General features: G+C 65.2%; 19 protein-coding genes. 4 read left to right on the forward strand and 15 right to left on the reverse strand.

Features of this window, described 5'->3' with window-relative positions; all coding sequences use genetic code 11:
• Window positions 1-7: 7 nt before the first annotated feature.
• Window positions 8-814 (reverse strand): 3'(2'),5'-bisphosphate nucleotidase CysQ, encoded by an 807-nt coding sequence (locus tag IG197_RS04395; RefSeq protein ID WP_192317208.1) that lies wholly within the window; start codon window positions 812-814, stop codon window positions 8-10.
• On the reverse strand, window positions 801-2,144 hold the full coding sequence (locus tag IG197_RS04400) for a TldD/PmbA family protein (protein WP_192317210.1): 1,344 nt from the start codon (window positions 2,142-2,144) through the stop codon (window positions 801-803). The genes IG197_RS04395 and IG197_RS04400 overlap by 14 nt, the downstream gene beginning before the upstream one ends.
• A gap of 145 nt (window positions 2,145-2,289) precedes the next feature.
• Between IG197_RS04400 and IG197_RS04405 the strand changes: the two genes are divergently transcribed.
• Window positions 2,290-3,717 (forward strand): MATE family efflux transporter, encoded by a 1,428-nt coding sequence (locus IG197_RS04405; RefSeq protein WP_192317212.1) that lies wholly within the window; start codon window positions 2,290-2,292, stop codon window positions 3,715-3,717.
• Window positions 3,718-3,740: 23 nt separating this feature from the next.
• Here IG197_RS04405 and IG197_RS04410 read toward each other — a convergent pair whose 3' ends face one another.
• The 5 genes from IG197_RS04410 to IG197_RS04430 form a co-directional block, all read right to left on the reverse strand.
• Window positions 3,741-4,562: a patatin-like phospholipase family protein gene (locus IG197_RS04410; RefSeq protein ID WP_192317214.1), complete on the reverse strand. Its 822-nt coding sequence runs from the start codon at window positions 4,560-4,562 to the stop codon at window positions 3,741-3,743.
• A complete protein-coding gene (locus IG197_RS04415) occupies window positions 4,559-5,929 on the reverse strand; it encodes a pitrilysin family protein (RefSeq protein WP_192317216.1) in 1,371 nt (456 codons plus the stop codon). The genes IG197_RS04410 and IG197_RS04415 overlap by 4 nt, the downstream gene beginning before the upstream one ends.
• A gap of 4 nt (window positions 5,930-5,933) precedes the next feature.
• Window positions 5,934-7,307 (reverse strand): pitrilysin family protein, encoded by a 1,374-nt coding sequence (locus IG197_RS04420; RefSeq protein WP_192317218.1) that lies wholly within the window; start codon window positions 7,305-7,307, stop codon window positions 5,934-5,936.
• Between the two features lie 112 nt (window positions 7,308-7,419).
• Window positions 7,420-7,974, reverse strand: coding sequence for a 16S rRNA (guanine(966)-N(2))-methyltransferase RsmD (rsmD, locus tag IG197_RS04425; RefSeq protein WP_192317220.1), 555 nt, complete (start codon window positions 7,972-7,974; stop codon window positions 7,420-7,422).
• Window positions 7,974-10,175 (reverse strand): pseudouridine synthase, encoded by a 2,202-nt coding sequence (locus IG197_RS04430; RefSeq protein WP_192317221.1) that lies wholly within the window; start codon window positions 10,173-10,175, stop codon window positions 7,974-7,976. Before IG197_RS04430 ends, rsmD begins: the two co-directional genes overlap by 1 nt.
• A gap of 76 nt (window positions 10,176-10,251) precedes the next feature.
• On the opposite strand from IG197_RS04430, the gene IG197_RS04435 reads away from it, so the two are divergent.
• The gene (locus IG197_RS04435; protein WP_192317223.1) at window positions 10,252-10,704 is read left to right on the forward strand and encodes a nucleoside deaminase; all 453 of its coding nucleotides are present in this window, start codon (window positions 10,252-10,254) and stop codon (window positions 10,702-10,704) included.
• 171 nt (window positions 10,705-10,875) lie between these two features.
• Here the strand turns inward: IG197_RS04435 and IG197_RS04440 are convergent, their stop codons facing one another.
• The 3 genes from IG197_RS04440 to IG197_RS04450 form a co-directional block, all read right to left on the reverse strand.
• Window positions 10,876-11,493: a hypothetical protein gene (locus IG197_RS04440; RefSeq protein ID WP_192317225.1), complete on the reverse strand. Its 618-nt coding sequence runs from the start codon at window positions 11,491-11,493 to the stop codon at window positions 10,876-10,878.
• A 233-nt stretch (window positions 11,494-11,726) separates the two neighbouring features.
• On the reverse strand, window positions 11,727-14,648 hold the full coding sequence (gene ileS, locus IG197_RS04445; protein ID WP_192317227.1) for an isoleucine--tRNA ligase: 2,922 nt from the start codon (window positions 14,646-14,648) through the stop codon (window positions 11,727-11,729).
• A 231-nt stretch (window positions 14,649-14,879) separates the two neighbouring features.
• Window positions 14,880-15,683 carry a MipA/OmpV family protein gene (locus IG197_RS04450; RefSeq protein WP_182573669.1) on the reverse strand — a complete coding sequence of 268 codons (804 nt, stop codon included), beginning with the start codon at window positions 15,681-15,683 and terminating at the stop codon, window positions 14,880-14,882.
• A 227-nt stretch (window positions 15,684-15,910) separates the two neighbouring features.
• Between IG197_RS04450 and IG197_RS04455 the strand changes: the two genes are divergently transcribed.
• The gene (locus IG197_RS04455; RefSeq protein WP_246765302.1) at window positions 15,911-16,477 is read left to right on the forward strand and encodes an HdeD family acid-resistance protein; all 567 of its coding nucleotides are present in this window, start codon (window positions 15,911-15,913) and stop codon (window positions 16,475-16,477) included.
• A gap of 13 nt (window positions 16,478-16,490) precedes the next feature.
• Here IG197_RS04455 and IG197_RS04460 read toward each other — a convergent pair whose 3' ends face one another.
• Complete coding sequence (locus IG197_RS04460) at window positions 16,491-17,474, reverse strand: bifunctional riboflavin kinase/FAD synthetase (RefSeq protein ID WP_192317229.1); 984 nt, start codon at window positions 17,472-17,474, stop codon at window positions 16,491-16,493.
• A gap of 8 nt (window positions 17,475-17,482) precedes the next feature.
• Window positions 17,483-18,343: a TIGR01459 family HAD-type hydrolase gene (locus IG197_RS04465; RefSeq protein WP_182573667.1), complete on the reverse strand. Its 861-nt coding sequence runs from the start codon at window positions 18,341-18,343 to the stop codon at window positions 17,483-17,485.
• A 266-nt stretch (window positions 18,344-18,609) separates the two neighbouring features.
• Between IG197_RS04465 and IG197_RS04470 the strand changes: the two genes are divergently transcribed.
• Entirely contained in the window at window positions 18,610-20,589 is a 1,980-nt protein-coding gene (locus IG197_RS04470; RefSeq protein WP_192317231.1) for a pilus assembly protein, read from the forward strand.
• A gap of 81 nt (window positions 20,590-20,670) precedes the next feature.
• On the opposite strand, the gene IG197_RS04475 is transcribed toward IG197_RS04470, so the two are convergent.
• The 3 genes from IG197_RS04475 to IG197_RS04485 all read right to left on the reverse strand — a co-directional run bounded on the left by IG197_RS04475 (window position 20,671) and on the right by IG197_RS04485 (window position 23,945).
• Window positions 20,671-22,212 carry a DHA2 family efflux MFS transporter permease subunit gene (locus IG197_RS04475; protein ID WP_192317233.1) on the reverse strand — a complete coding sequence of 514 codons (1,542 nt, stop codon included), beginning with the start codon at window positions 22,210-22,212 and terminating at the stop codon, window positions 20,671-20,673.
• A 117-nt stretch (window positions 22,213-22,329) separates the two neighbouring features.
• The gene (locus IG197_RS04480) at window positions 22,330-23,478 is read right to left on the reverse strand and encodes an HlyD family secretion protein (protein ID WP_192317235.1); all 1,149 of its coding nucleotides are present in this window, start codon (window positions 23,476-23,478) and stop codon (window positions 22,330-22,332) included.
• A complete protein-coding gene (locus tag IG197_RS04485; RefSeq protein WP_154385466.1) occupies window positions 23,475-23,945 on the reverse strand; it encodes a MarR family winged helix-turn-helix transcriptional regulator in 471 nt (156 codons plus the stop codon). Before IG197_RS04485 ends, IG197_RS04480 begins: the two co-directional genes overlap by 4 nt.
• Window positions 23,946-24,060: the final 115 nt, after the last annotated feature.

Below are 24,060 nucleotides of genomic sequence, written 5' to 3' on the forward strand. Positions count from 1 at the left end.
AAAATCATCAACCGTCGTGGCTGGCAAGCACCCCGGCCATGACATCGAGCAGCGAGCCGCTGCCGGCCATCAGCGCGCCGTGAACGATGTCACTGCCGGCAAAGGCGAGCCGGCTGCCATGCCGGTCGAGCAGCTTGCCGCCCGCCTCGGTCAGGATCAGCTCGGCAGCGGCGATGTCCCAATCATGGGCATTGGGCTTGACGAAAGTCGCATCGAGCACCCCGTTGGCGATCATCGCCACGCGATAGGCCAGCGAGGGAATGTAGGTCTCGCGATCGAGCCTGCCCTGCCAGTGCACAGGCATCTTGTCGATCATCGGCTTGGGACCGGCAATACGCATGCGTTCGCCCGGTTCGCGCACCTTCAGGGGCTGGCCGTTGAGAAAGGCGCCACCGCCCTTGACCGCCCAAAAGGTCTCTTGCCGCGCCGGGCATTCGAGCACGCCGGCGAGCGAGCGGCCGGCCTCGACGACGGCAACGCTGACGCACCATGCCGTGCGCCCCTCGACGAAGCCGCGCGTGCCGTCGATCGGGTCGACGACGAAGGTGCGGCGCGCGCCGAGCCGGTCGGGATTGTCGGCGGTTTCCTCCGACAGCCAGCCATAATCGGGCCTGGCCGCCGTCAAGGTTTCACGCAGATAGTGGTCGGCGGCGTAATCGGCCTCGCTGACCGGCGAATTGCCGCCCTTGAACCAGACTTCCGGGCTCTGCCGGAAAAAGCCCATGGCGATCCGCCCGGCCTCGGTGGCAGCAGCACGCAGCAGGTCGAGCTCGGCCTTCAGGTCGGAATTGTCGATGTTGTCAGTCGCCTGCAAGGGTCATGCCTTCGATCAGAAGAGTCGGCGCGGCAGTGCCGAAATTGCGGTCGAGGTCGCTTGCCGGCACCATGCGCAGGAACATGTCCTTGAGGTTGGAGGCGATCGTCACCTCCGACACCGCCCAGGTGATCTCGCCATTCTCGATCCAGAAGCCGGAAGCGCCGCGGCTGTACTCGCCCGTCACCATGTCGACGCCCTGGCCGAACACCTCGGTGACATAGAAGCCGCGCTTGAGCGAGCGGATGATGTCCTCGGGCGAGCGCTCGCCCGGCTCGATGCTGAAATTGGTCGAGGACGGCGACACGGACGAGCCGCCACGCGCGCCACGGCCATTGGTGACGAGCCCGAGTTCGCGCGCCGCCGATGTCGACAGGAACCAATGGTTGAGCACGCCCTTGTCGACCATCTTGAGCGTCGCACCCTCGATGCCCTCGCCGTCGAACGGACGCGACGCCTGGCCGCGCAGCTTCAACGGCTCGTCGATGGCGGTGATGGCGGCGGAAGCCACCTGCTTGCCCATCATGTCGCGCAGGAAGCTGGTTTTGCGGGCCACCGACGCGCCGTTGATGGCGCCGGCGAGGTGCCCGGCAATGCCGCGCGCGACGCGCGGATCGAAGACGACGTCGACGGGTCCGGTTGCCGCCTTGCGGGCGTTGAGCCGCTTGACTGCGCGTTCGCCGGCGCTGCGGCCGATATCGGCCGATGGATCGAGATCGGCGAAGTGGATGCGTGATGAGAAATCATAGTCCCGCTCCATCGACGTGCCCTCGCCGGCGATGACGCTGGCCGAGCGCGAGAAGCGCGAGCCGACATAGTGGCCGACAAAACCGTGCGAGGTGGCGAGCACCAGCCCGCCGAGACCGGCGGCCGCGCCGGCGCCTGACGAATTGGTCACGCCCGTGACGGCGAGCGCTGCCTCTTCGGCGGCGAGCGCGTCTTCCTTCAGGCGTTCGGCCGAGACGATGGTGTCGTCGAACAGGTCGAGGTCGCGCGGCGTTTGCGCCAGCAAGGCGGCATCGGCCAGGCCCTGATAGGGATCCTCCGGCGATACCCTGGCCATCGCCACGGCGCGCTCGGCCAGAACCCTCGGGTCGGAGGCGGCGGTCGCCGAAACGCTGGCGACACGCTGGCCGACGAACACTCTGAGCGACATGTCCTCGCTCTCCGAGGCCTCTGTCGCCTCGACCTTGCCGAGGCGCACCGAAACGCTTGTCGAGCGGCCGCGTACCGCAACCGCGTCGGCGGCGTCAGCGCCGGCCTTCTTTGCCGCCTCGACGAGGCTCGCCACCCGGTCGGCCAGTTTCGCGGCGTCGTTGGTATCGTTCATTTGGCATGTTCCGATTGCTTGCCGCCCGTTGGACGCGGCCCGTACCACCCCATCTATTGTCCCCAACCCGCTTGTGCAATGGGCGGGTGCATGGTCAAACCGCCCTGATGCGGTGCTTCGCCGCCGAAATTTCCAGGGAAATCGCATGTCCACACAGGCTCCGGCGGCACCGGCAAAATTCACCACCGGTTCGACCATGCGCCATGTCGTGGTCATGACCGGCACCGGCTCGGTCGGGCTGATCGCCATCTTCATCGTCGACGCGCTCAACCTGTTCTACATTTCCCTGCTCGGCATCGAGGAGCTGGCGGCGGCCATCGGCTTTGCCTCGACGCTTTTGTTCTTCACGCTGTCGATCTCGATCGGCTTCACCATCGCCTGCGGCGCGCTGGTGGCGCGCTGCCTCGGCCGCGGCCAGCGCGAGGAGGCCCGCTCCATGGGCGGCGCCTCGATGGTGTTCATGGGCGTCGCCACGCTTGTGATGACGCTCGCTGCCTTGCCGTTCCTGCGGCCCCTGCTCGCCCTGCTCGGCGCCACCGGTGCGACGCTCGACCTGTCGACCCGGTTCCTGCAGATCGTGCTGCCGTCCTTCCCTGTCATGGCGCTCGGCATGTGCACGACAGGCATATTGCGCGGCGTCGGCGATGCGCGACGGGCAATGTATGTGACGCTCGGCAGCGGCATCGCCGCGGCCATTCTCGACCCGATCCTGATCTTCGGCTTCGACCTCGGCCTCGACGGCGCCGCCATCTCGACGGTGCTGACACGTTTCGTCATGCTGGCCATCGGCCTGCACGGCGCCCATGTCGTGCATCGGCTGATCAAGCTCCCGGATCTGAGCGGTTTGCGCGAGGCCGTCAGGCCCTTCTTCGCCATCGGCGTGCCGGCCATGCTGACCCAGGTCGCGACCCCTGTCGGCAACGCCTATGTCACCATCGAAATGGCTGCCTTCGGCGACCAGGCAGTGGCCGGCTGGGCGATCATCGGCCGTCTGGTGCCGGTCGCCTTCGGCGTCATCTTCGCGCTGTCGGGTGCCGTCGGGCCGATCCTCGGGCAGAACTACGGCGCCCGCAAGTTCGAGCGCCTGACCACGACGATGCGCGACAGCCTGCTGTTCACCATCGTCTATGTGCTGGCTGTGTGGGGGCTGCTGGCGATCTTCGCCAACCCGATCGCCAGCGCCTTCGGCGCCGACGGCATCGCCCGCGAACTGATCGTGTTCTTCTGCCATTTCGCCGCCGGCAGCTTCCTGTTCAACGGCGCGATCTTCGTGTCGAGCGCTGCCTTCAACAATCTGGGCTATCCGACCTATTCGACCGTGTTCAACTGGGGCCGCTCGACGCTCGGCGTCATCCCCTTCGTCTGGATCGGCGCGCATTACTGGGGCGCCATCGGCGTCATCGCCGGCTGGGGCCTGGGCGCTGTGGTGTTCGGTGTCGTCTCGATGTTCGTCTGCTTCCGCGTCGTCAACGCGATCGCGCGCGAACCGCAGCACCAGGACGAGCCGGTGCCGGCGCTGCCGCCGGCGGCACAGTCACCCTTCTCCACCGGCAAGGCTTCGACGCTGCAATAGCTGGAGAAAGCCGCCCGCCGGGCCTAGCGCAGGATCTCGTCGAGGGCGTGCTTGAGCTCGTCCTTGATCGCCGCCGTCTCGGCCATGACCTGGTCGATCTTGAGGAAGTCGAGCGCCTTGAAGCGCGACACCGGCGGCCTCAGGAAGATGTCTGGCGGGTTCTGGCCGAGCTTGTTGGCGATGATCGACTGCATCATCAGCTGGCTGGCGCCGAACATCAGGTCGATCGAATTGGGCGGCTTGCGGCCGTTCTCGAATGGCGCGCCGACGACGTCGATGGCGATGACGTGGTCGGCCAGGCCCTCGAGCAGGTCGAACGGCACCGGATTGTAGATGCCGCCGTCGATATAGAGCGTGTTGCCGCGCGTCACCGGCTTGAACACCGCCGGGATCGCCGCCGATGCGGCGAGCGCCGAAAACAGCTCGCCCTCCTCGAACACCTTCAGGCAATGGCCGTAATAGTCGGTTGCCGTCACCTTCAAGGGCAGCTTCAGCTCCTCGAAGGTCGCCGGCACGCCCTCGGGCAGAAACGACTTGAGGATGCGTTCGACGTTGAACTGGGTGACCCTGATGCCAGTCTCGACCATCTCCGACAGCGTGCCCGGCCGGGCCCGCCACATGCGGCTGGCCACCTCGGCCGGCCGGCCGAGCACGGCGCGGGAGTGCTCGTGGATTTCCCTGCCGGTCAGGCCGGCGGCCATGCCGGCGCCCATCACAGCACCTATGGAGGACCCTGCGATCGCCACCGGCCTGATGCCGAGCTCGTCGAGCGCCTCGATGACATGGATATGAGCAAGGCCGCGCGCGCCGCCGCCGCCAAGTGCCAGTGCGAAGGTGGCGCTCATCCCTTGCTCTCTCCGAATTTCGGACCGAGGATCATGATCGCGGGGTCGACCGACAACAGCTTGCGCGCCGCCGCCCTGACGTCGTCGAGCGTGACGGCGTTGATCAGCTCGACGCGCCTCTGCATGTAGTCGATGCCGAGCTTGTCGGTCTGCAGGTCGACAAGCGTGCCGGCAATCGCGCCCGAGGAATCGAGATTGTTGATGGCATAGGCGCCAAGCATGTATTTCTTGGCCGCGTCGAGTTCAGCCTCGGTGGGCCCCTCCTCCGCCATCTTGCGGATCACCTCGCGAATGACGCCGAGCGTCTCGGCCGCCCGGTCCGACCGTGTCGCGGTGCCGATGATCAGCGACGACGAATGCTCCTGGTTGATCAGCGCGGAGCTGACACTGTAGGCCAGCCCGCGCTTTTCACGCACCTCGTCGAACAGCCGCGACGAGAATGTGCCGCCGCCCAGGATGTGCTCCATCAGTGCCGCGGCAAGGAAATCGGGCGCTTCGCGCGGCACGCCGGGATAGACCAGCTGCAGCGAGGTCTGCGGCAGGGGATATTCGATATGCATGGTCTGGCCGAGCCTGGGCTCGACGCGTTCGACCGGCCGCAATTCGGCTTTGTCAGGCAATTCGCCGAACACCTGGTCGAGCCGCTTCTTCAGCGTCTCGGCGTCGATGGCGCCGACGACGGCGACATGGATGTTTTCCCTGGCGAAATTGGCCTTGTGGAAGGCGCGCAGGTCATCGGCGGTGATGGTCGCCAGCGACGCCTCGGTGCCCATGTCGGGCCTGGCGTAAGGATGCGTGCCGTAGATCGCCTCGGCCCATTTGCGCGCCGCCTGGGTCTCGGGGTCGCGCGCATTGGCAACGATGCCGTTGACGATCTGCGCGCGGATGCGGTCGAACGGCGCCTGGTCGAAGCGCGGCGTCTCGACCGCAAGCTTGAGCAGTTCGAAGGCATCGTCCTGTCGCTCGGCGAGCATGCGCATGCCGCCGCCGACGGCGTCATTGCCTTCGTTGAAGCCCATTTCGGCGCCGGCCTCGTCGAGCTTGATCTGAAAGGCGTCGCTGTCGAGATCGCCGGCACCTTCGTCGAAAAGCCCGGTCATCAGGTTGGCGAGACCTTCCTTGCCCTGGGGATCCTGGGTGCTGCCGCCATCGAACAGGAATTTTATCGCGATGATCGGCACCGAATAGTCCTCGACCAGCCAGGCGGTGATGCCCTTGTCGGACTTGACCTCCTGGATGCGGACCTCGGCGCGCGCGACCATGGCGGGCAGGACCAGGAAAACCAGTGCCAGCATCAGCGTCGCCGCTGATGCACGCGTCGTCGAGAAAGTGGGGGCCTTGAAACGCATTGCCATGAGCCTGGTCATCACATCACTTCTCGACTGATTTCGCCGGCAGCAGATAGCCGGCAACCGAATGGTCGGGATTGAGATATTTGGCGGCAACCGCCTTGATCTGGTCGGTGGTGACAGTGCGGATCCTGTCCGGCCACTGTTCGATGTCGGCAACCGTGCCGCCGGTCGCCAGCGTGCTGCCATAGATGTTGGCCATGCTTGCCTGGTTGTCGCGGGCAAAGATCATCGAGCGGACGAAACGGTCCTTGGCCTTTTCGAGCTCGTCCGATGTCACGCCATCCTTGATGATGCGGCGGATCTCGACGTCGACGGCGGCTTCCACTTGCTGCAGCCCGGCTTCGCCACGCGGCGCGCCATAGACTGTGAAGCTGGTGTCGTCGACCATCGTGCCCTGGAAGAAGGCGCCGGCGGAGGAGGCAATGCCGTCCTTGACCACAAGGCCCTGGTAGAGCCGGCTGCGGCTGCCGCCGCCAAGGATCTCCGACAGAAGATCGAGCGCTTCGGCTTCGCCCGGCTCGGCCGTCTGGTAGGACGGCACCACCCAGGCCTTGGAGAAGCTCGGCACGCTGACACGCTCGTCGGTCAGCTCGACGGTGCGCTTGGTGTTCTGCTCCGGCTCGACCGGGCGGATGCGCGGCGGCAGCTCCGGCCCGCGCGCCACCTTGCCATAGGTCTTTTCGGCCAGCGCCTTGACCGTATCAGGCTCGACATCGCCGGCAACGATCAGGATCGCGTTGTTGGGGGCGTAATACTTGACGTAGAAGTCGGTGGCGTCGACGCGGTTGAGCTTTTCGATCTCATGCATCCAGCCGATGACGGGAATGCGGTAGGGCTGGTTCTGGTACAGCGTCGCGTCGACTTCCTCGTTGAGCAGCGCGCCGGGATTGTTTTCGACGCGCGAGCGGCGCTCTTCGAGGATGACGTCGCGTTCGGGCCCGATCACCGCATCGCTCAGCACCAGGTTGCGCATCCGGTCGGCCTCGAAGCTCATCATCGTTTCGAGGGCAGCGGGGGTCACCGTCTGGTGATAGGCGGTGTAGTCATAGGTGGTGAAGGCGTTCTCGCTGCCGCCGATCTCGGCGATCTTCTGGCCGAACTCGCCGGCCTTGTGGTTGCTGGTGCCCTTGAACATCAGATGTTCGAAGAAATGGGCGATGCCCGACTTGCCGGGCATCTCGTCGGCGCTGCCGACCTTGTACCAGACCATGTGGGTGGCGATCGGGGCGCGATGGTCGGGGATGACCACGACCTGCATGCCATTGTCGAGCGTGAAGCTGGTGACCTTCCAGTCGCTGCGCGGCGCTTCGGCGAGAGCCGGCGCCGACGAGGCCAGCCCCAGGGCCAACAGGGCTGGCAGCGAGGCTTTCGCCCGCAAGAGTCTCAAGATCATCAACTGCCTCTGAATGTGGACGTGCCCGCCTTATAGGCTTCGGCACAAAGCGGCGGGAAGTGAATTGTTCGTAATCTTCCGGTCCGAAAGAGGCCGAAGTCGGGCGCCGCAGCTATTGCGCCTCGATGAAGCGGATCACCGTCTCGCCATAAGAACGTTCGTCGACGACGGCAAAGCCGGGTCCCGGCTCGAACGCAGCGGATGCCGCTTCCTCGACGACGCAGAGCGCGCCCGGCGCCAGCCAGGCGCCGGCGCGAGCCGAACGCAAGGCTTTCTCGCCCAGGCCCTTGCCATAGGGCGGATCGGCGAAGATCAGGCCGAACGGCCCGAGCGTGCCGGCGTCTCCGAGAGCGGTTGCGTCGCGGCGGAAGATCTTGGTCCGGCCGGTCAGGCCGAAACTCTCGACATTGGTGCGGACAAGTCCGCGGCCTTCGGCCGATTCCTCGATGAACACGCAATAGGCAGCGCCGCGCGACAGCGCCTCGATGCCGAGCGCGCCGGTGCCGGCGAAGAGGTCGAGCACACGCACGCCGTCGAGCCTGCCGCCGAAGCGATGGGCAAGCATGTTGAACACCGCCTCGCGTGTGCGATCCGTTGTCGGACGAATGGCGTTGTCGCGCGGCGTGGCCAACGGCCTGCCGCGCAAATCACCACCGACTACCCGCATCAGCCGCGATCCCGGCGCGGACCGCCGGGCCGTCCACCGCGCGGGCCGTCGCCGCCCGGTCTGTCAGAATGGGGTCTGTCAGAATGGGGCCTGTCGGAACGGGGCCTGTCGGAACGGGGCCTGTCGGAACGAGGCTTGTCGGAACGCGACTTGTCGAAGCGCGGCTTCGACGCGGCATCGGCCTTGGCCTTTTCGCTCTGCGGACGCGCGCCCGGAGCCATCCAGACATTTGTCTTGCGCGCACCAGGCGTCTCGAACGGCTTCTTTTCGCGCTCGTCACCCTTCTTGCCGCCGAATTTCGGCTTGTCGCCAAACCTGGGCTTGTCGCCGAACTTGGGCTTGTCCCCGAATTTCGGCCGGTCCCCGGATCTCGGCTTGTCGCCGAACCTTGGCTTGTCACCGAAACTCGGCTTGTCGCCGAAGCCGGCAGGGCGTTCGGTCGACAGGCGGCCCAGCACGTCCTCGCGATGACGCTCGCGATCGCGCTTGCGGTTCTTGATCAGACCGCCTTCGCCGATGTCGAGGCGGGGCGCACGCGGGGCGCGCGGCGCCTCTTCCTCGCGACGTTCCTCGCGGCGGAAGGTCGGCTTGTTGGAGAACGGCTTGACGATGTCGGCGTCGAAATTGGCCCCCGACTCCTCGATCAGCCGCTCGCCGAGCTGGTCGCGCAGCATCTTGCCCTTGATCTCCTGGACATGGCCCTCCGGCAGCTCTCCGAGCTGGAACGGGCCATAGGAGATGCGGATCAGGCGGTTCACCTCGAGGCCGAGCGCGCCAAGGATGTTCTTGACCTCGCGGTTCTTGCCTTCGCGCAGGCCGATGGTGATCCAGGCATTGCTGCCCTGCTCGCGGTCGAGCGTCGCCTCGATCGAGCCGTAGAACACGCCCTCGACGGCGATGCCGTCCTTGAGACCGTCCAGCGTCTTCTGCTCGACCTTGCCGTGGACGCGCACGCGGTAGCGGCGCAGCCAGCCGGTCGCCGGCAGTTCGAGCACGCGCGACAGGCCGCCATCATTGGTCAGCAACAACAGGCCTTCGGTGTTGATGTCGAGGCGGCCGATCGTCATCAGGCGCGGCAGCTCCTGCGGCAGCACGTCGAAGACGGTCTTGCGGCCCTCGGGATCGCGGTTGGTGGTGACCACGCCGGCCGGCTTGTGGAACAGGAACAGGCGGGTGCGCTCGATCGGCGGGATTTCCATGCCGTCGAGATGGATGATGTCGTCAGGCATGACGTTGACCGCGGGAGACGCCAGCACCTTGTTGTTGACCTTGACGCGGCCGGCAGCAATCAGCTCCTCGGCATCGCGGCGCGAGGCGAGGCCGGCGCGCGCCAGGCGCTTGGCGATGCGCTCGCCCGGCTCCGGTGCATCCTCGGAAGCACGCGGGCGCGGCTTGAAGCCTTCGCCGCGCTTTTCGAAGGGCTTGCCGCCCTCGGGGCGCGCGCGGTACGGGCGATCGCCGCCTGCCGGGCGCGCATCACCGTCGCGCGGGCGGAACTCGCGCTGCGGACGATCACCGCCTTCGGCAGGACGGGCACGATAAGGCTTGTCGCCGCCAAACGAGCGGCCGCCTTCACGCTTTTCATATGGCTTGCCCTCGGGGCGCGGGCCCTTGCGGAACGGACGCTCGCCGCCTTCAGCGCGCGCCTCGCCGTCGCGCGGACGGAATTCACGCTGCGGACGCTCCCCACCCTCGGCCGGGCGCGCGCGGTACGGCTTGTCGCCGCCAAAGGAACGGCCGCCTTCGCGCTTTTCATATGGCTTGCCTTCAGGGCGCGGGCCCTTGTGGAACGGACGCTCGGCGCGGGCTTCGCCATCACGCGGCGCGAAATCGCGCCTGGGGCGTTCGCCGCCTTCGGCACCTTCGGCGGCGCGCGCACGATAGGGCTTCTTGGCAAAGGGCTTGTCGCCGCCAAACGAGCGGCCGCCTTCGCGCTTTTCATACGGCTTGCCTTCGGGGCGCGGCCCCTTGTTGAACGGCCGCTCGGAGCGCGCCTCGCCGTCGCGCGGGCGGAAATCGCGCTTCGGGCGTTCGCCGCCCTCGGCACCTTCGGCGCGCTTCACGAACGGCTTCTTGGCAAAGGGTTTTGCGCCACCTTCGCTGCGCGGCTTGCCGAATTTCTTGGCACCGCCGTCACGGCCGCCCGCTCCAGCCGGTTTTGACCCGCCCTTGCGGGGGAATTTCTTACGATCGTCGTCCATGGTGGCCTTTGCCCTTTTCGGCGGCTAGATAACAGGAAGCTCGGGGGTTAGCGAGGGGTAACAGGATGGTTGAGGCGTGAAACGGCCCGATTACATGGCATTGGCCTTCGACGAGGCCGAAGCGGCAGCGGCGCGCGGCGAAGTGCCGATCGGCGCGGTCATCGTCCAGGGCAACGAAGTCGTCGCCCGGGCCGGCAACCGCACCCGTGAACTCAACGATGCCACGGCACATGCCGAGATACTGGCGATCCGCCAGGCCTGCGTGCGGCTCGGCCAGGAGCGCCTGACCGGGCTCGACCTCTATGTGACGCTCGAACCCTGCACCATGTGCGCCGCGGCCATCTCGTTTGCCCGCCTGCGCCGGCTCTATTTCGGCGCCGCCGACGACAAGGGTGGCGCTGTGGTCAGCGGCGTGAGGTTCTACGCCTCCCCCACCTGCCATCACGCACCCGACGTCTATGCCGGCATCGGCGAAACCCGCGCCGCCGAGATGCTCAAGAGCTTCTTCAAGGACAGGCGCGAGGACTAGAGCGTTTCCGCTTTTCTTCGAATCGCGGATCTCTCCAGCATTTTTGTTGTTGCGCAATTCCCAGGGAAAACCGCTGCACACTTTTCCTGGAATTGCTCCAGGCAGCCTCGCAGAAACGAAAACGCCCTGAACCAGTCAGGGCGCCCGGTCAGTCTGCAATTGTGGCCAGGATCAGAACGGCCACCAGCTCGTGCCCTTCTTGGCGAGCTTCTTCTTGCGGCGTTCCTTCTTGATCTCGTCTTCGCCGAGCTCATCCTGGGCGGCGGTGGCGGCTGCCTGGCGGTAGGCCAGCGGCGGCTCGCTCAGATATTTGCGGGAAGTGGTACTGCCCTGCTTGTTCTCGCGCAGGCGGCGTTCGATCTCGGCCTTGCGCTGCGCCGGCGTCCACTTGCTCATGTCGGGGCCGTTCAGCGCAGACATGTCGTTGACGACTTCCGGCTCGAAATTCGGGTTGTCGCGATTCTTGGTGGCGTTGTCGCGGATGCGGGCGCGGCGAGCCTCGGGCGATTCGGGCCAGTCGGCGCTTGCCGTGGTGACGATGTTGTCCTGCGGCACCGGCAGGGCGGCGACCTGGCCGGTCTTCGGCTTCACCAGCTCCGGACGCGGCTTGTATTCGATGGTGTTGGTCTTCGGCTTCAACGACATGATGTTGGTCAGGTCGGTCGCGAGCTGGGTCGTCGCCGACTTGTCGGTGCCGTAGGTGGGCGCGCTCATGCAGCCCGTAAGCGCCAGGCCGGAAACGGCGAGCGACGCAAGCAAAGCTCCGCGCGCGCTGATGCGGTCCGTCATGCCAGTAATTTTCACTCGAACGCCTCTCGCTAGATGCCGGCCTTGAGCCGGGTCCCGATCCGTATGCTCATCCGACGGAATTCCGGCGACAATTTGTCTGCCGGAGTTTCGCGCTTTTACCTTAATGGGCCGTCAAGGGCAACGACCGGCCGGAGATGTCTACCGGTCGTTGCATTTCAGCATCTGTTAGAGCCGGCCCATGCCAGAGCCGGCCCATGCCAGCCGGTCGGGTGTCAAAGCCGGCCGAGCGCCTTGAGTTCGTGCAGGGCCGCGGCGTCGCGCGCGGAGACATCGGCAAAGGCGGCGTCGGAACCGACATCGCCGGTGTAGCGCCAGGAACGCGCGCATTTGACCAGCCCGCGGTCCTCCGCCTTCTCGACGACGACGGCAACGCCGGGAACTTCGCGCAGGACAAAGGCATCGGCCGGCGCCGCATCATGGGAGATGACGAGATCGCTGGTGATGCTGATCTCGGCCAGGTCGATGCCCGAGAGCGCGTCTTCCAGCACCGCGTCGCTCATATGGACGACAGGAACCGCCTCCAGCGACGAGCCGATGGTCTTCTTGGCCCGCTCCAGCTCGAGCGCGCCCGTAACCACGCTGCGCACCTGGCGGACCTTGCGCCACTTCTCGGCCAGCGCTTCGTCGCGCCAGGCAGCCGGCACGTCGGGGAACTGTTCGAGATGCACCGACTCGGCGCCCGGGTTGCGTTCGAGCCAGGCCTCTTCGGTGGTGAAGGGCAGCATCGGCGCGAGCCACTTGACGACGCAGTTGAACAGCGCGCGCACGACATGGACGGCCGCCTTGCGGCGGATGCTCGACGGCGCATCGCAGTAGAGCACGTCCTTGCGGATGTCGAAGTAGAAGGCCGACAGCTCGACGACCATGAAGTCGATCAACGCACGGGTGATACGCTTGAACTCGAAATCGTCATAACCCTTGCGCACCAGCGCATCGAGCTCCGACAGCCGGTGCAGCATCAGCCGCTCCAGCTCCGGCATCTCGGCCAGCGCCACCTCCTCGCCGTCGTCATGAGCGAGCGTGCCGAGCATCCAGCGGATGGTGTTGCGCAGCTTGCGATAGGCGTCGATGTTGGTCTGCAGCACGTTCTTGCCGAGGCGCTGGTCTTCCCAATAGTCCGTCGTCATCACCCACAGGCGCAAAATGTCGGCGCCCGACTGCTTCATGACGTCCTGAGGCACGACGGTGTTGCCGAGCGACTTCGACATCTTGCGGCCTTCCTCGTCCATGGTGAAACCATGGGTGACGACCGTATTGTAAGGCGCGCGGCCGCGCGTGCCGCAGCTTTCGAGCAGCGACGAGTGGAACCAGCCGCGATGCTGGTCCGAGCCTTCGAGATAGACGTCGGCCGGCCATTTCAGGTCGGGGCGATCCTCCAGCGTGAAGACATGGGTCGAGCCCGAGTCGAACCAGACGTCGAGGATGTCCATCACCTGGGTCCACGCCTCGTTGGCGCGGGAGCCCAGGAAGCGCTCGCGCGCGCCCTCGGCGAACCAGGCGTCGGCGCCCTCGTCCTCGAAGGCCGCGACGATGCGGGCATTGACCGCCTCGTCCTTCAGCACATTGCCGTCGGCGTCGGCAAAGATGGCGATCGGCACGCCCCAGGCGCGCTGGCGCGACAGCACCCAGTCGGGGCGGTCCTCGATCATGGCGCGCAGGCGGTTCTGGCCGGCGGCGGGCACGAAACGCGTGTCGTCGATCGCCTGAAGCGCGCGGCTGCGCAAGGTCGTGCCGTCGCCGAGCTCCTTGTCCATATAGACGAACCACTGCGGCGTGTTGCGGAAGATGATCGGCTTCTTCGAACGCCAGCTGTGCGGGTAGCTGTGCTTGAGCCGGCCGCGCGCAAACAGCGCCGCGTGCCTGATCAGCTCGTCGATGACCGCCTTGTTGGCGTCGCCCTTCTTGCCGTTGTCGTCGATGACGCGCGCCGCACCACCTTCGCGGCCGGGACCGAAGCCCGGCGCGTCCTTGGTGAAGAAGCCGCCATCGTCGACGGTAAACGGGATCGCCGGGTCGATGCCGCGCGCGTGCAGATCCTTCGCCGCATCCATCCAGGCGTCAAAGTCCTCGCGGCCATGGCCGGGTGCCGTGTGCACGAAGCCGGTGCCGGCATCGTCGGTGACATGGTCGCCGGCAATCATCGGCACGCCGAACAGATAGCCGCCGCCGAAGCCCTTGAGCGGATGCGAAAGCACAGCCTTTCCAAGCTCTTCGCCGGAAACGCTGGCGATCTGATTCAACGTCACCTTGGCCTTGGCCGCGGCCTCGTCGGCAAGGGCTGCGGCAAAGATCAGCTTTTCGCCCGGCTGCGGGCCGAAATCGTTTTCGGCAGCGGTGACCTCATAGAGGCCGTAGGCGATGCGCGGCGAATAGCTGACGGCGCGGTTGCCGGGGATGGTCCAGGGCGTTGTCGTCCAGATGACGACATGGGCGCCGGCCAGGGCTTCGGAGCCGGAAGCGACCGGGAACTTCACCCAGATCGTGTCGCTCTCGTAATCCTGGTATTCGACCTCGGCCTCGGCGAGCGCGGTGCGCTCGACGACCGACCACATCACCGGCTTCGAGCCGCGATAGAGCTGGCCCGACATGGCGAACTTCAACAGCTCGCCGGCGATGCGCGCCTCGGCGTGGAAGTTCATCGTCGTGTACGGGTTCTTGAAGTCGCCGATGACGCCGAGACGCTGGAACTCCTCGGCCTGGATGCCGATCCAGCCGGCGGCGAATTCACGGCATTCCTTGCGGAATTCGTTGATCTCGACCTCGTCCTTGTTCTTGCCGGCGGCGCGGTATTTTTCCTCGATCTTCCACTCGATCGGCAGGCCGTGGCAGTCCCAGCCCGGCACGTAGTTGGAATCGTAGCCGCGCATCTGGAACGAGCGGGTGATGACGTCCTTGAGGATCTTGTTCAGCGCATGGCCGATATGGATGTTGCCGTTGGCATAGGGCGGGCCATCGTGCAGCACATATTTTTCGCGGCCGGCGGCACTTTCGCGCAGGCGCTTGTAGAGGTCCATCTTCTGCCAGCGCGCAACCGTCACCGGCTCCTTCTCGGGCAGGCCGGCGCGCATCGGGAATTCCGTCTGCGGCAGGTAAAGCGTCTTGGAATAGTCGAGCTTTTCGAACGTGTCGGTCATTTGTCTTGCCATCTTGCCCGGCAAAGCTGCCACGGGCGTTCAACTGTCATGATCTGGAAAAGGCGCCGGTAGCGCGCAGGCAAAAAGTCCCGGACTTGCGGACAGCCTCAGGCCACCCGGAAGGCCGGGCCTGTAATTCGTATCGACGTCGCAAAGACGGGCGCGAAAAATCTCATGGCCGCGCTTTTAGCGGAGCCGGAGCGCGGAATAAAGCGCCTAATTCGCCTGATATCAAAGGTTGAAGTCGAAGCGGTAGCTGGTCGACACGCCGATCGTCAGCTGGTCGCGCGAGCCGCGCTCCCTGACGATGGTCGAATCGGCCGCCGGCCCCATCAGGCGCGAATACTCGGTAAACAGGCTGGCGGTGACATTGTCGGTCGCCTTCCAGGTGACCGCGCCGCCGAGACCCGCCGAGCGCATGCCGCTGCCGGGATTGTACTGGCTGATGCCGGAAGCGGCGGCTTCCTGGGCGCTGACGCCGTAATAGGTGTCGAAATAATCGTTGGAGGCAAAGGACACACGCGGGCCACCCGAGACCCGGATTTCGGGGGTGACGTCGTGGAACGCATCGACGGCGATGTCGGCGACGATGCCGCTATGGGCGCGAATGCCATGCCGGACCTCGGCGCGGGCGCGCATCCAGTCGGTCGGGTAGAATTCGAAGAAGCCACCGACCTCACCGCCCCAGCGCACGTCGTGCAGGCCCTGCAGCTCGTGCTCGGCGTCGCGGCCGAAGATGATCTTGCCGTTCAGGCCGGCGCGGACGCCGCCATCGTCGATCAGCGCCAGGGAGATGTTGTCGTTGCGCGAGGAAAAGCGCACCTCATTGCCGGCCTTCCCCAGCGAAATGATCGGCTGGGCGCTGAACAGATATTTCTTGGAGCCCTCGAAACGGGGCGCGACCATGCCGGTGGCGCCGAGCGTCAGGTACCAGTCGCCGGAGAGAAAGCCGAATGCGCCCTCGCCGGCCGTTGCCGGAACCGTCACCAAGGCAAGCGCGGAGGCTGCCGCCAAAATACGAGCGAAACTAGGCATCACAACCCCGCGTACACGAAACACACCCAACAGGACACCCCCGGGTTTGGCCCAACTCGGTAAAATTTGATTTAATTTCTAGCCCTGGCACAACATTGGCCCACGCCCCGACGAAACCGGAATGCCGAAACCGGAATGCTGGACGGATACAACCGCCGGTACTAGCGTTGGCGGTGTGGCCGGAGGTCACGCAACTGAAGCAGGCAACTTTTCAGGAGAAGGGACCGATGGCAATTTCCGATCAAATGCCGCAAGGCGACATCGCCGCGTTGCGCTCCAAATGGGGCTGGTTCGTGCTTTTGGGCGCAGCACTCACCGTGCTGGGGATCGTCGCTGCCGGCAACCTGATGATCGCGACCGTCGCGTCGGTCTATTTCGTCGGCTGGCTGATGATCCTGGCAGGCGTCTTCGAAATCATCCACGCCTTCGGCATAAAGAACTGGGGCGGCTTCCTACTCTGGCTGCTCGGCGGCGTGCTCTACATCGTCGCCGGCTTCCTCACCTTCAACAATCCGCTGTTGGCATCCTCGATCCTGACGCTGTTCCTGGCGGCCAGCCTCGTCGCCTCGGGCCTGATGCGCATCTGGATGGGCATCAAGGGCAGAGGCCTGCTCGCCAGCTGGGGCTGGATCGTTGCCGCAGGTGTCGTGACATTGCTCGCCGGCATCGTCATCGCCATCGGCTGGCCGGTGAACAGCCTGATCGTGCTGGGCGCCTTCCTGGCGATCGACCTGATCTTCCAGGGCATCGGCTACATCGCCTTCGGCTTCGGCCTGAAAAGCGCCAACGCCTAGCGCTTTCGCATTTCTAGAACGCGATGGCCTGGTCCAGTTCGGAGAGGGGGCGCACGCCCTGGAGCAGCGCCCTCGCCTCGGCCTCGTCCTGTTTCATCTGGACGACGAGGGCGTCGAGGCCTTCGAACTTGACCTCGCCCCTGAGGTAGCCGAACAGCGACACCGCAGCGATCTCGCCATAGAGATCACCGGTAAAGTCGAAGACGAAGGTTTCGAGCAGCGGCGCCAGATTGTCGCCCACCGTCGGGCGGCGGCCGAAGCTGGCGACGCCGTCAAACAGCGTTCCGTCGGCGCGGCGGAAACGCACGGCATAGATGCCTTCCTTGAGACCGCTCTCCGAAGACAGCCGCATATTGGCGGTCGGAAAGCCCAGGGTGCGGCCCAGCTGCGCCCCGCCGACGACCTCTGCTTCGACCGTGTAGCGATAGCCGAGCAATCCGGCCGCTTCCGCCGCCTCGCCCCTGGACAGGAGTTCGCGGATCCGGCTCGACGAGATGATCTCGGTGCCTTCGTCGCGGAAGGCGTCGACAAGGGTCACGCCGAAGCCGTGCCGCTCGCCCGCCGCCATCAGGAAAGCCGGTCCGCCCTGCCGGTTCTTGCCGAAATGGAAATCGAAGCCGGTGACGACGTGGCTGATGCCGAGGCGCTGCTCCAGGATGGAGGTGACGAAATCCTCGGCCGATAGGCCGGCAAATTCGCGCGTGAACGGCGTTTCGACGACACCGGCAAAGCCGAGCGCCTCGATCAGCCGCGCCTTGACCGGCGGCGGCGTCAGCACGAACAGCGGCACGTCGGGCCGGAACACTTTGCGCGGATGCGGTTCGAAGGTCAGTACCAGTGCCGCCACGCCGCGCCGCTGCGCCTCTTCGAGGGCGCGCTCGAGCACCGCCTGGTGGCCGCGATGGATGCCGTCGAAATTGCCGATGGCAACGACGCTGCCGCGCAACCGCTCCGGCACCGGCTCTTCCCCCGAAATGCGAAGAAAGCTCTGTGTCATCTTGGCGCTTACCGCAGCTTCGGAATGGTCGCCACCGGCGAATAGCCATGCTTGTCGAGGAACGCCGCGAGCATGTCAGGATCGGGCGCATGCGCCTCGCCATAGTCGCGGGCATGGATGCCGCCCGAGACGTAGAGCACGTCGATGCCGTTGTCGGCGGCACCCTTGACGTCGGTGAACATGCCGTCGCCGATCGCCAGCGCATCAGCCAGCTTGACCTCGCGGCCGAGCACTTCGCCCGCCGCCGCCAGTGCCGCCTCATAGATCGGCCGGTGCGGCTTGCCCGACACCAGCGTGCGGCCGCCGAGCTGGCCGTAGTCACGCGCCAGCGCGCCGGCGCACCAGATCAGCTCGTGGCCGCGCTCGACGACGATGTCGGGATTGGCGCAGATGAACGGCAGGTTGCGCGCGCGCAGGCGGCGCAGCATCTCGGCATAGTCGTCGGGCGTTTCGGTCTCGTCGTCGAAAAGCCCGGTGCAGACCACGACGGAGGCCTCGAACTCCTCGACAAGATCGACATCGAGACCGTCATAGATCGGAAAATCGCGGTCGGGGCCGATGTGGAAGACCCGGCGCGGCCCCGAGCGGATCAATTCGCGGGTGACGTCGCCGGAGGTTACGACACGGTCCCAGGCGCTTTCGGGCACGCCAAGATTGGCGAGCTGGGCGATGACACCGGCGCGCGGACGCGGCGCATTGGTGATCAGCACGACAGCCACGCCCTTGTCGCGTGCCGCCTTGAGTGCTGCCGCAGCTTCGGGGAAGGCGTCGACACCGTTGTGGATGACGCCCCAGACGTCGCAGAGCAGAGCCTGATAGCGGCCGGTGAGCGCTTCGAGCGACGCGATTGATTGCGGCAAGCCTGCCATTTCCTGTCCTTCGATCGATCCCAACGGGAGACTTTGGCTGAACGGCCAAGTAGCCCGGAATTATCCGAACCGGTCCGTCCTGTCACCAGCTTTTGCCCCTGATGCAACTATGCCAGCGGCGTCGACGGCGTCCCGGCCACGACGGACCGGCGTCCGCTTGGTAAACGGGACGCTAATCCGGAGCTGCGACTTCACAATAGATTAGGAACCTCAAATTTAACGATTGTGTGCGATTTTGCCGGGGTTGAGCTCGGGGACCCCCATCCATGATCCGCAAATTCTTGCGCGACCGGCGCGGTAGCTATGCAATCCTCACAGTCGCAGCAATGGTACCGATCATGGGGGCTCTGGCTCTCGCGATCGACTATTCGGAAATGTCGCGTCAGCGCGAGATCACACGCAACGCGCTTGACGCCGCCGGCATCGCCACGGCCAGGCGCCTCATCGAAGGCGCCACCGACGACCAGCTCAAGACCTATGCGAGCGACTTCTTCAAGGCCAATCTCGGTCCGGTGAACCCGGCGAACACCACGCTGGTGGTCACCCTGCCGAGCAACAATTCGGGCGGCGGCACGCTGAAGCTCGAAGCCAATCTCAAATACGATCCCTATTTCGTGCCTGCCGCGGCAGCCCTGCTCGGCAAGGGCAGCGGGTCGCACCGGATGGATTTTGCCGTCAAGTCGGAGATACGCCTCAAGAACACGCTCGAGGTCGCGCTCGTCCTCGATAATTCGGGGTCGATGAGCTATCTCGGCTCCGGTACCGGCCAGAAGCGCATCGACCTGCTCAAGGCAGCCTCCAAGCAGCTGGTCGACAAGATGGCCGAACAGGCCGCCGCGATGAAGCAGATCGACAAGCCGGTGCAGTTCGCACTGGTGCCCTTCGCCGCCTCGGTCAACATCGCGCCCGACAATGACGACCAGTCGTGGATGGACACGAACGGGCTTTCGCCTGTCCATCACGAGAACTTCGACTGGTCGAAGATGACGCAAGCCAACATGACGAGCGCCGACATCGCCCAGATCGGCGAGAGGTTCGCCGAATATTCGGGCGGCATGTGGCGCAAGAAGGGGGCCGGCTGGGGAGCAGAGGCAGGCGAACCGCTCACCCGCTTCAGCCTGTATCAAGACATCATCGCGCAAACGGACCGGGAGGCTCTACCAAACACCGTCAGGCGGGTTTGCAAGCGCTACAGCAGCGGCAGGTGTCGCGAGTATACCAACGAACCAGAATACGAATACACGGTTACCCAATATACGAGCTGGCAAGGCTGCGTCGAAGCACGGCCGGCGCCCTACAACACCAATGACACGGCAGCAACATCGACACATCCCGAAACGCTGTTCGTCCCGATGTTTGCGCCCGATGAGCCGAGGCATCTGTGGACCGACCTGAATGATGACGGCATTCCCGATCTGAACACCGACAACTGGAGCTACGACAACGACTGGTGGGCGGACTGGGAAAACACCACCACCAAGCCGAGACAGGCGGACATGCGCAAATATTTCCGCGTCAAGCCTTATGACGCGGCAGCCGCCCCTGACGGCAATGGTCCGAACTATTCCTGCACCACCAATCCGATCACCCCGCTGACCGACATCAGCGTGACCGGCGGAAAAGACGATATCAAGAAGGCCATCGACGACATGGAGCCGTCGGGCAACACCAACGTGCCGGAAGGCACCGCCTGGGGCTGGCGGGTCGTCTCGAGCCCTGCGCCGTTCACCGGCGGCAGGTCTGAATCGGAAAAGGGCAACGACAAGGTCATCATCGTCTTGACCGACGGCGCCAACACCTACAGCTCGTTCGGCGATTCGAGCTATGCCAACAACCGCTCGACCTATGCCGCCTATGGTTATGCCGGCAAGGGCTACAATGGCACCAGCACCTCGCGCATCTTCATGGGCACCAGTTCGTCGGTGAGCAAGTCGACCTACACCAGCGACAACTTCCAGGCGGCGATGGACGAGACGATGCAGACGGTCTGCTCCAACGCCAAGGGTCCCAATGCCCGCAAGATCGACGGCCAGGGCAATGACGCCGTCGTCGTCATGACCGTGTCGCTCGACCTCAGCGAAAGCAAGACCGCCGAGAAGAAGGCCATCGACGCGATGAAGTCCTGCGCCTCCTATTCGCGCACGACCATCGGCAAGAAGCTCTACTGGAACGCCACCGGCGCCAATCTGATGCAGGTGTTCAAGGAGATCGCCGACGAACTGTCGAACCTGCGCATCGTCGGCTAGCCGCCGATACGGACATGAAAAAGGCGCCGTCCTCGCGGGCGGCGCCTTTTCTTGTCGGTCCATATGCGCTGCCGGGGCAGCTCAGTCCATATGCGCTGCCGGCGCAGCGCCGGCCGCTGCCTGCACCTTCGGCTTGCGCAGCAGAAGCGCCAGCGGAATGGCGCAGAGCGAGACGATCATCATCAGCTTGAAGTCGTCGATGTAGGAGATCATCAGCGCCTGGATGTTGACCAGGCCGTCGACCTGCGACAGCGCCGTCGGGTTGCCTGATACCGCCCCCGGCGACAGTGCCATCAGGTTCGGGTTGAACGGCGTGATGTTGGCCGACAACTCGGCGTGGTTGATCTGGACATTGCGCGTCAGAAGCACCGAGACGATCGAAATGCCGATCGACGAGCCGATGTTGCGGACCAGACTGAACAGGCTCGCGGCATCGGTACGGTATTGCGGCGATAGCGTCGCGAAGGCCACCGTCGACAGCGGCACGAAGACGAGGCCGAGGCCCAGGCCCTGCACGACGCCGGTCGAAACGATCAGGAACGCATCCATCTGCGGCGTGAAGCCGGTCATGTAATAGAGCGACAATGCGGTCAGAAGCAGGCCTGCGACGACCAGGTAGCGGTTGTCGACCATGCGCACCAGGCGTCCGACCAAAAGCATCGAGATCATCGTGCCGACGCCGCGCGGCGCCATGACCAGGCCGGTGGTGATGGTCGGGTAGCCATAGATGCGGGCCAGCATCGGCGGCAGCAATGCCAGGCTCGCCAGCAGGATCACGCCGATGACGAAGATGAACACCAGGCCGGTGACGAAGTTGCGGTCGGTGAATATCCTGGGGTCGAGGAAGGTGTTCTTCGACATCGCCATATGAACGGCAAAGACCCAGAAACCTGTGATCGCCAGGCCGAGCTCGATCCATATCTCGACGGCCGAGAACCAGTCGACCTCGCCGCCGCGGTCGAGCATCAGCTGCAGCGCGCCGACGCCGAGCGACAGCATGGCAAAGCCGAAGAAGTCGAAGCCGCGCAGGCGCTTGCCGATGGCCGGCAGATAGGCGGCCGAGCCGAGGAAGGCGACGATGCCGACAGGCAGGTTGATGAAGAACACCCAGCGCCAGTTGAAGCTCTCGGTCAGCCAGCCGCCGAGCGTCGGGCCGATGATCGGGCCGACCATGATGCCGGCGCCCCACAGCGCCATGGCCTGGCCGTGGCGCTCCTTGGGATTGATGTCGAGCAGGAAGGTCTGGCTCAACGGCACGATGGCCGCGCCGAACACGCCCTGGAGGACGCGAAACAGCACCATCGTCTCCAGGCTCCAGGCGACGCCGCAGAGCATCGACATGATGGTGAAGCCGACGACCGAGACGAGGAACAGCTCCTTGCGGCCGAAACGGTCCGACATCCAGCCGGTCAGCGGCGTCATGATGGCGGCGGCGACGATGTAGGAGGTCAGCACCCAGTTGATGGTGTCCTGGGACGCGCCGAGATCGCCGACCATCGAGGGCAGCGCGACATTGGCAATGGTGGTGTCGAGCACCTGCATCACCGTCGCCAGCATGATGGCAACGGTGATCAGGCCGCGATGCGGCACGTCGGTGAGGGATTTTGCTGCTGACTGGCTCATTCGACCAACCCTTGGGACCTGATGGTCGTCAAGCGGCGACCAGAAGCCGGAGTTCCGGCCGCATCAACGCGACCGGATCCACTTCGAAAATTCACTTAGACATTGAGGTGACGGCGCCTATTCCGCCGCCACCGCGTGACCGAAGATGCTGCCGAAGCCGCGCGACACGCCGGTGTCGATCGACACGGTGGCGCTCATCCCGGTGCGCATGGCGAGACCGGCGTCAGTGGCGTCGACCTTGATCCTGACCGGAATGCGCTGCGTGACCTTGACCCAGTTGCCGGTGGCGTTCTGGGCCGGCAGCAGCGAGAACTCGGCGCCGGTGCCGGCGCCGATCGCCTCGACGGTGCCGCGGAAGGTGCGATCCGGATAGGTGTCGAGCACGATCTCGGCTTCCTGGCCCGCCTTCATGTGGGTCAGCTGCGTTTCCTTGAAATTCGCCTCGATCCAGGTGTCGCCCGTCTCGACGAGGCTGAACAAGGCGGTGCCGGTGCCGACGAACTGGCCGACCTTGAAGGACGCGGCCTGCGAGACCACGCCGTCGGCGGGGGCGCGGACCGTCGTCTGGGCCAGGTTGAAGGCGGCCTTGTCGCGTGCGGCAAGCGCCGACAGAACCGTCGGGTGCTTGTCGGTCTCGATGTCGGGATTGCCGCCAAGCGCCGCCTTGGCGCTGGCGATGCCCTGCACCGCCGCACTGTGCTGCTCCTCAGCCTTGTCGAGGTCCATGCGGGCCTCGTCGAGCGACGACTTGGTGTTGACGCCCTTGGTGACCAGGCCGTTGCTGCGGTCGAACTGCGCCCGGGCATAGTCGAGGCCGCTGGCCGCGACCCGTTCCTGGGCCACCGCCTGGCTGTAGGCGGCGCGCAACTGCTCGACATTGAGCCGGGCTGCGGCAAGGGATGCGTCCGACTGCGCCAGCGCGATCTTGTAGGGCTCGGGATCGACTTCGAACAGGACGTCGCCTGCCTTGACCGTGGTGTTGTCCGACACGTCGACCTTGACGATGCGGCCGGCCGCTTCCGAGGCGATGTTGACCTTGGCCTGGCGCAGATTGGCGTTTTCGGTTTCCTGGTAGCGGCCGCCGGTGACCCAGAAATAGCCGCCGCCGACCACCAGGGCGAGCGGCAAGGCCGCCATCAGCATGACGCGACCGCGCTTCTTCGGCGCAGGCTGAGGTGCCGCGATCACGGGCTGGAGCTGGGTTGCGGCCGCACCATCCAGTTCGACCTTTGTGCTGTTCTCGTTCACTTTCGCCACCGCGTTCATGTCTTCGTCTCTCTCAAACAATTCGCATCCGTGGGCTCGCCAGCGGAAAGGTTGTCGATAATGGTGCGCAGGCCATGGACCGTGGCGAGGCGCTGTTCATCGGAAAGTCCTGCCAGCGCCTTCTCGTACACTTCACCGGCCACCGCCTTGACCTTGGAAAAGGCTTCCAGCGCCTTGTCGGTCGGAAAGATCATCCGCACCCGTCTGTCGCTGGCGCCCTGGCGGCGCTCGATCCAGCCGCCCTCCTCCATCCGGTCCAGCAGTCGCGAGACGCTGATCGGCTCGATTTCGAGGAGCTCGGCAAGCCGCGCCTGGGCCACGCCCTCTTCCTTGACCAGCCGGACCAGCAGGCGCCATTGCGCCGCCGACAGCCCGAATTCGCTGCCGCGCTGCTCGAAACTGCGCCGCACCAGCCTTGCCGCGTCGTGGATCAGGAAGCCCAGCCTGTCGATGCCTTCGTTTTTCATGAGCGGCATATATTATAAGCATGCTCACCATTCAAGCGGCGTTTTTGCATTGCACACCTGCATTCACGTCCCGGCATTCACATCATCGTGTGCCGGCGCGGCGATTAGGCGACTG

Origin of the sequence: Aminobacter sp. SR38, from assembly GCF_014843375.1 — a bacterium.
Lineage (GTDB): Bacteria > Pseudomonadota > Alphaproteobacteria > Rhizobiales > Rhizobiaceae > Aminobacter > Aminobacter ciceronei.